The 6,535-nt window shown below is 70.7% G+C and carries 7 protein-coding genes and 1 other RNA gene; 1 reads left to right on the plus strand and 7 read right to left on the minus strand.

All coding sequences use genetic code 11. The features are described from left to right. Nucleotides 1-62 precede the first annotated feature (62 nt). From ABT160_RS03605 to ftsE, 6 genes are all read right to left on the minus strand, one after another. A complete protein-coding gene (locus ABT160_RS03605; RefSeq protein WP_351642974.1) occupies nt 63-1,406 on the minus strand; it encodes a nitrate/nitrite transporter in 1,344 nt (447 codons plus the stop codon). Between the two features lie 220 nt (nt 1,407-1,626). Next, nucleotides 1,627-2,017, minus strand: a transfer-messenger RNA (tmRNA) gene (ssrA, locus tag ABT160_RS03610). Between the two features lie 90 nt (nt 2,018-2,107). Then, the gene (smpB, locus tag ABT160_RS03615; RefSeq protein ID WP_351642977.1) at nt 2,108-2,617 is read right to left on the minus strand and encodes an SsrA-binding protein SmpB; all 510 of its coding nucleotides are present in this window, start codon (nt 2,615-2,617) and stop codon (nt 2,108-2,110) included. An 18-nt stretch (nt 2,618-2,635) separates the two neighbouring features. After that, a complete protein-coding gene (locus ABT160_RS03620; RefSeq protein ID WP_351642980.1) occupies nt 2,636-3,784 on the minus strand; it encodes a S41 family peptidase in 1,149 nt (382 codons plus the stop codon). 67 nt (nt 3,785-3,851) lie between these two features. Beyond that, a complete protein-coding gene (gene ftsX, locus ABT160_RS03625) occupies nt 3,852-4,769 on the minus strand; it encodes a permease-like cell division protein FtsX (RefSeq protein ID WP_351642982.1) in 918 nt (305 codons plus the stop codon). A gap of 33 nt (nt 4,770-4,802) precedes the next feature. Continuing rightward, nucleotides 4,803-5,492, minus strand: a complete 690-nt coding sequence (ftsE, locus tag ABT160_RS03630) for a cell division ATP-binding protein FtsE (RefSeq protein WP_351642984.1) — start codon at nt 5,490-5,492, stop codon at nt 4,803-4,805. A gap of 250 nt (nt 5,493-5,742) precedes the next feature. Between ftsE and ABT160_RS03635 the strand changes: the two genes are divergently transcribed. Continuing rightward, a complete protein-coding gene (locus ABT160_RS03635) occupies nt 5,743-5,934 on the plus strand; it encodes a hypothetical protein (RefSeq protein ID WP_351642987.1) in 192 nt (63 codons plus the stop codon). A 70-nt stretch (nt 5,935-6,004) separates the two neighbouring features. Here the strand turns inward: ABT160_RS03635 and ABT160_RS03640 are convergent. Beyond that, nucleotides 6,005-6,535 (minus strand): LPXTG cell wall anchor domain-containing protein (locus tag ABT160_RS03640; protein WP_351642988.1); only part of this gene is annotated, 531 nt, incomplete at its 5' end.

A 6,535-nucleotide genomic window follows, 5' to 3' on the forward strand; every position in this document is an offset into this window, starting at 1 on the left:
GCAAGCGACCGTGTCGGTCGCGGTTCCCCGGCATTTCCCCCGGGTTACGGCGCTCCCGCGCATCACACCTCCGCGTAGGCGGGCCGCGGTCCGGTCCCTGCGCCCTCAGCGCTACCCGCCGGGCGGCGCAGGTATACCGTCCAGGTGACCGCCAGGCACGCCCCGTAGAAGACGAGGAACGCGACGAAGGCGGCGGTGCCGGTGCCCGCGCCCCGGAACGACTGCCGGAAGGCGAGGTTGATGCCGAGCCCGCCGAGCGCGCCGACCGCCCCGATGAGCCCCATGGCGGCGCCGGACAGCCGCCGCCCGAGGGCGTCCGCGGCCTCCCCCGCCAGCCCCCGGCGGCCCGCCTCGGCGCGGAAGACGGCCGGGATCATCTTGTACGTCGAGCCGTTGCCGAGGCCGCTGAGGACGAACAGGGCGGTGAACCCGGCCAGGAAGACCGGCAGGGAGCGCTGGATCGAGGCGTAGACCACGACCCCGGTGGCCGCCGCCATCGCCGCGAACGCCCACAGGGTGACCCGGGCGCCGCCGAGCCGGTCGGCCAGCCGCCCGCCGACCGGACGGGCCAGGGAGCCCAGCAGCGGGCCGAGGAAGGTCAGGGAGGCGGCCTGCAGCGGGGTGCGGCCGAAGCCGGACTGCAGGACCAGGCCGAAGGCGAAGCCGTAGCCGATGAAGGACCCGAACGTCCCCACGTACAGGAACGCCAGGATCCAGGTGTGCGGCTCGCGCACGGCCCGGCGCACCGCCCCGGTGTCGTTGCGCACCGGCGCGAGGTTGTCCATGAACAGCGCCGCGCACAGGGCGGCCAGGACGATCAGCGGCAGGTAGGCGCCGAGCAGCAGCCGGGGGTGGGCGGCCCCGGCGATGCCGATGACCAGCAGCCCGGCCAGCTGGACGACGGGGACGCCGATGTTGCCGCCGCCCGCGTTGAGGCCGAGCGCCCAGCCCTTGTGGCGCTGCGGGAAGAAGGCGTTGATGTTGGTCATGGAGGAGGCGAAGTTGCCGCCGCCGATCCCGGTGAGCGCGGCGACCAGCAGGAAGGTGGAGTAGGGGGTGCCCGGCTCCATCACCAGCCAGGCCGCGGCGGTGGGCAGCAGCAGCAACAGGGCGCTGAACACGGTCCAGTCGCGGCCGCCGAAGCGCGCCACGGCGAAGGTGTACGGGACCCGGACGAGGGCCCCGACCAGGGTGGCGGTGGCGATCAGGAAGAACTTCCCGGCGGCGTCGACCCCGTACTCCGGGCCCATGAAGAGCACCAGCACGGACCACAGCGTCCACACCGAGAAGCCGATGTGCTCGCACAGGACGGAGAAGGCGAGGTTGCGCCGCGCGGTGCGCTCGCCGCCCGCGCGCCAGAAGTCCTCGTCCTCGGGCTCCCACCGCTCGATCCAACGGCCGGCCATCACGCACCTCCACGGGGGTCGGTTCAGTGGCCCCGACGCTAGGGAGCGCGCGTTTCCGTCCCGTGCCGACAGGTGACCGCCGGGCAACCTTGCTCTCACCCGCCCGCCCGGCCCCCTGTGAGCCCCGGACGAGGAGCCCCCGGACAGCCCCGGACGGGACGGCGGCATGACGAAGGCCCGGCCACCGAAAACGGCGGCCGGGCCTTCGCCCACATGGGATGAGTGGAGATGGCGGGAATCGAACCCGCGTCCAACGGTGCGGAAACAGGGCTTCTCCGTGTGCAGTCCGCTTCGATTTTCTCAGCCCCGGAGATCACGCGGACGAGTCTCCGACGGGCTCAGTCACTGTTTGATTTCCCCCCTACCCCCGTGACCGGGGCAAGGGGTTTAGATCCCTGAATGACGCCAGGATCCGGGCCGGGACCTCTCCCGGGCTGACGCTCCTCACAGAGGCTTCTGTTCGCTACCTAATCAGGCAGCGAGGGCGAAGCGGGAGTTATCGCTCTTGGTGTTGGCGATTATTGGTTGCGACATATGGTTTACGAGATCATTGCCGCTTCCTCGACACGCTTCCCCTGCTTCGACATCCGCTGTCGAAACCGATCATCCCCATGTTGATTTTTCAATCCTCGCTCCCGCGGGGGGAGCAAGACCATCGTACGTGACCAACGCACGACGGTGCCAGCGTATTCCTCCGAGCCCTACTTCAGGGTGCCGCGCTCGCGGCGCTTGGCCGCCGAGATCACCCGGTCCGTCTCGCGGCGGTCCTGCTTCTCCCGCAGCGTCTGCCTCTTGTCGTACTCCTTCTTGCCCTTCGCCAGCGCGATCTCGACCTTCGCCCGGCCGCCCTTGAAGTACAGCGCGAGGGGCACGATCGTGTGACCCGTCTCCTGCGACTTCGACTCCAGCTTGTCGATCTCGACGCGGTGCATCAGCAGCTTCCGCTTGCGCCGCGCGCTGTGGTTGGTCCAGGTGCCCTGGGCGTACTCCGGGACGTGCACGTTGTGCAGCCACGCCTCGTTGCCGTCGATCTGGACGAACCCGTCCACGAGCGACGCCCGCCCCTGGCGCAGCGACTTGACCTCGGTCCCGGTCAGCACGAGTCCGCACTCGTACGTGTCGAGGATCGTGTAGTCGTGGCGCGCCTTCTTGTTCTGTGCGATGAGCTTGCGCCCGTCGCCCTTGTCCTTCTTGTCCTTGGTCTTGGCCATAGTGCGGTCATTTTCGCACTACGCACCGCCCCCGAGGCCACTCAATACCGTCCGGGCCCGCTGCTCGGCCCCCTCCCGGGCCACCAGGTCGGGCGTGATGCCCCGGTCGTCCACCGCCCGGCCCGCCGGAGTGCGGTAGTGCCCCACGGTCAGCTCGGCCACCGAGCCGCCCGGCAGCTCGCTGGGCATCTGCACCGAGCCCTTGCCGAAGGTGCGGGTGCCCACAGTGATCGCCCGGCCCCGGTCCTGCAGCGCCCCGGCCAGCAGCTCCGCCGCGCTCATGGTGCCCCCGTCGACCAGCACCACCAGCGGCCGGCCGGTGTCGCCGCCCGGGTCCGCGTACACCGAGCGCTGCTCGCCGTGCACGTCGTACGTGGCCAGCAGCCCGCCGTCCAGGAACGCCGAGGCGGCCACCGCGGCCTCCGAGAGCAGCCCCCCGGAGTTGCCCCGCAGGTCGAGCAGCACGCCCGCGCCCCCGGGGGCGTCGCGCACCGCGTCCCGCACCCGCTCCCCCACGCCCTTGGTGAAGGCGGTCACCGTGACCGTGACCGGGGCGCCCGCGCGGTCCGGCGGGGTGACCGTGACGGCGTCGGTGGAGAGCCGGGCCCGGGTCAGCCGCTGCGTCCAGCTGCGGCTGCCGCGCTGCAGGCCCAGCGAGACGCTGGTGCGGTCGTCGCCGCGCAGCAGGGCGACGACCTCGGTGGTGGGGCGCCCGTCCACGGGCGCGCCGTCGATGGCCCGCAGCCGGTCCCCGGCCCGGATCCCGGCCCGCTCGGCGGGGCCTCCGGCGCGCACCCGGGCCACCTCGACCCGGCCGTGCCCGGCGCGCCGGGCGGACAGGCCGACGCCGGTGTACTCGCCGTCCAGGGCCCGCTCGAACTCCTCGTACTCCGCCTTGTCGTACACCGCGCCCCAGCGGTCACCGCTGCGGCTGACGACCTCCTCGGCCGCCTCCGTCCCCGACTTGCCGTCGGCGACGGCCTCGGCGGCGGCGCGGGCCGCCTTCTCGCGCACGGTCGCGGCGGCGGGCGCGGCGGCCGGCCCGGGCTCCTCGTGCGGCAGCGCGCCGGTGGCCGCGGCGGTGGCGAGGACGCCGGTGAAGACCAATGTCAGGGCCGCCCCACGGCGCAGGCGGCGGGGCCGAACGCTGAACAGGCGGCCCGGCATGGCGCCCACTCTAGGACAAGCGAAGGGCGCCGTACGGCCGTTGACCGTACGACGCCCGGGGCTCTTGTCACACCTTGAGGTACTTGCGCAGCGCGATGAAGGCGGCCATGGCGGGCATCAGGAGGCCGATGACGAGCACCAGCGGCAGCACGGACAGCACCGCGTCCCACCCGATGAAGTTGACCAGTTGCATCTTGTCGGCGAGCGCCAGGCCGTGGTCGATGAGGAAGTAGCGGCCCACGAGCAGCATGACGCAGGCGACCGCGCCGCCGAGCAGTCCGGCGAAGGCGGCCTCCATGATGAACGGCACCTGGATGTAGAAGCTGGAGGCGCCGACCAGGCGCATGATGCCGGTCTCGCGGCGGCGGCTGAACGCGGACACCCGGACGGTGTTCACGATCAGCATCAGGGCGATGACCAGCATCAGCCCCATCACGCCGAGCGCGGCGATGTTCATGCCCTTCATCAGGTCGAACAGGTTCTGCAGGATGTTGCGCTGGTCCTGGACGGACTGCACGCCGTCGCGGCCCGCGAAGGCGGTGGCCACGACCTTGTACTTCTCCGGGTCCTTCAGCTTGACCCGGAAGGACTCCTGCATCTGGTCGGGCGTGATGGTCGAGGCGATCGGCGTGTCGCCGTACTGCTCCCGGTAGTGCTTGTACGCCTCGTCGGCCGACTCCTTGTAGACGGACTCGACGATGTCCATCTTCTTCAGGTCGGACTCGATCTGCTCCTTCTGCGCCGAGGTCACGGCGCCCTTGGCGCACTTGGGCGTGGACTCCGCGTCGTTCTTGTTGCAGAGGAAGATCGAGACGTTGACCTTGTCGTACCAGAAGTCCTTCATGGCACTGACCTGCTGGTTCATCAGCAGGGCGCCGCCGAACAGGGCGAGCGAGAGTGCCACGGAGACGATCACCGCGAAGGTCATCGTGAGGTTGCGACGGAGACCGACACCGATCTCGGACAGTACGAACTGAGCGCGCATGGCGTCTCTTTCAGCCTTTCGTTGCTCAGTGGCTCAGTGCTGGTAGCCGTAGACGCCGCGCGCCTGGTCACGCACGAGACGGCCCTGTTCCAGCTCGATGACGCGCTTGCGCATCTGGTCGACGATGTTCTGGTCGTGGGTCGCCATCACGACGGTCGTGCCCGTCCGGTTGATCCGGTCGAGCAGCTTCATGATGCCCACGGAGGTCTGCGGGTCGAGGTTGCCGGTGGGCTCGTCCGCGATCAGCAGCATCGGACGGTTCACGAAGGCGCGGGCGATGGCGACGCGCTGCTGCTCACCACCGGACAGCTCGCCCGGCATCCGGTCCTCCTTGCCGCCCAGGCCGACCAGGTCGAGGACCTGGGGCACGGCCTTGCGGATCTCGCCGCGCGGCTTGCCGATGACCTCCTGGGCGAAGGCCACGTTCTCGGCGACGGTCTTGTTGGGCAGCAGGCGGAAGTCCTGGAAGACCGTCCCCAGCTGGCGGCGCATGTGCGGCACCTTCCAGTTGGAGAGCCGGGCCAGGTCCTTGCCGAGGACGTGCACCTGCCCGTGGCTGGCGCGCTCCTCGCGCAGCAGCAGCCGCAGGAAGGTCGACTTTCCGGAGCCGGAGGAGCCGACGAGGAAGACGAACTCGCCCTTCTCGATCTCCAGGGACACGTCCCTGAGCGCGGGCCGGTTCTGCTTCGGATAGGACTTGGAGACGTTGTCGAATCGGATCACGGGTGCACCACGGTCGGCCGGGAGTAGGTGTGCGTGACCATACGCGAACCGGGATGCCCGGCGCAGTCGCCGTACCCCCTTGCGCCTTTTGTCCCGTACCCACGGGTCCGGAATCGGGCGGGGCGCGCCGAATCGGCGGCGACCTGGCACAGTGGAAGAGGGAACGGATGCGTTTCCCTGGGCGTTGTGCGGAGAGAACCACGTGCAAGGTCCGCGTCAGCGGCTCCGCCGCGCGGGAGGAGGAGAGCGCATGACCTATGACCGATTGGTGTGCGCCAACTGCGCGGCCCCGGTCGCCGAGGGCCGCTGCCCCGTGTGCCGGGCCAACCGGGAGCGCCTCCAGCAGGAGAGCCCCTGGTCCGCCCTGAGCCCGGCGGCCCTGGTCGCCCTGCTGGCGGTCCTGGTCGCGGCGCTCGCCCTGCTGGCCCACCAGACGGTGTAGTACACACGCACGAGGAAGGGGCCCGGGCGGTGACTCACCGCCCGGGCCCCTTCACGTGGTCCTGGTGCGCTTACGCGACGTTACGGCCGTTCACCAGACGCGGCAGCATCCGGAAGCCGATGCCGCCCGCGATCATGGTCGCGGCGCCGATCAGCAGGAACGAGGTCTCGGCCGCACCGGTCTCGGCGAGCTCCTCCTTGGCCTGCCCCTGCTCCACGGGCTTGGACCCGGCCTCGTTGGCACCGGGGTTGTTGTCGGCGCACTCGGCCCCGTCGAGGTCGACGGTGCAGGTGCCGGGGTTGCCGGAGGTGCTGGAGCCGCCGGTGGAGGTGGAGGCACCGGACGTGCTGGAACCGCCGGTGGAGGTGGAGCCGCCGGTGGTGCTGGTGCCGCCGGTGGTCGTGGTCCCACCGTTGGTGGTCGTGCCACCGTCGGTCGTGGTCCCACCGTCGGTGGTCGTGCCACCGTCCGTCGTCGTACCGCCGTCGGTCGTGGTCCCACCGTCAGTGGTCGTGCCACCGTCGGTCGTGGTCCCACCGTCGGTGGTCGTGCCACCGTCCGTCGTCGTACCGCCGTCGGTCGTGGTCCCACCGTCAGTGGT

Origin of the sequence: Streptomyces sp. NPDC001941, assembly GCF_040296945.1 — a bacterium.
GTDB lineage: Bacteria > Actinomycetota > Actinomycetes > Streptomycetales > Streptomycetaceae > Streptomyces.

What these genes read in the sequence shown, in the direction of transcription:
- ABT160_RS03605 (WP_351642974.1), bottom strand. Translation starts at nt 1,406, where the DNA reads ATGGCCGGCCGTTGGATCGAGCGGTGGGAGCCCGAGGACGAGGACTTC.
- smpB (WP_351642977.1), bottom strand. Translation starts at nt 2,617, where the DNA reads ATGGCCAAGACCAAGGACAAGAAGGACAAGGGCGACGGGCGCAAGCTC.
- ABT160_RS03620 (WP_351642980.1), bottom strand. Translation starts at nt 3,784, where the DNA reads ATGCCGGGCCGCCTGTTCAGCGTTCGGCCCCGCCGCCTGCGCCGTGGG.
- ftsX (WP_351642982.1), bottom strand. Translation starts at nt 4,769, where the DNA reads ATGCGCGCTCAGTTCGTACTGTCCGAGATCGGTGTCGGTCTCCGTCGC.
- ABT160_RS03635 (WP_351642987.1), top strand. Translation starts at nt 5,743, where the DNA reads ATGACCTATGACCGATTGGTGTGCGCCAACTGCGCGGCCCCGGTCGCC.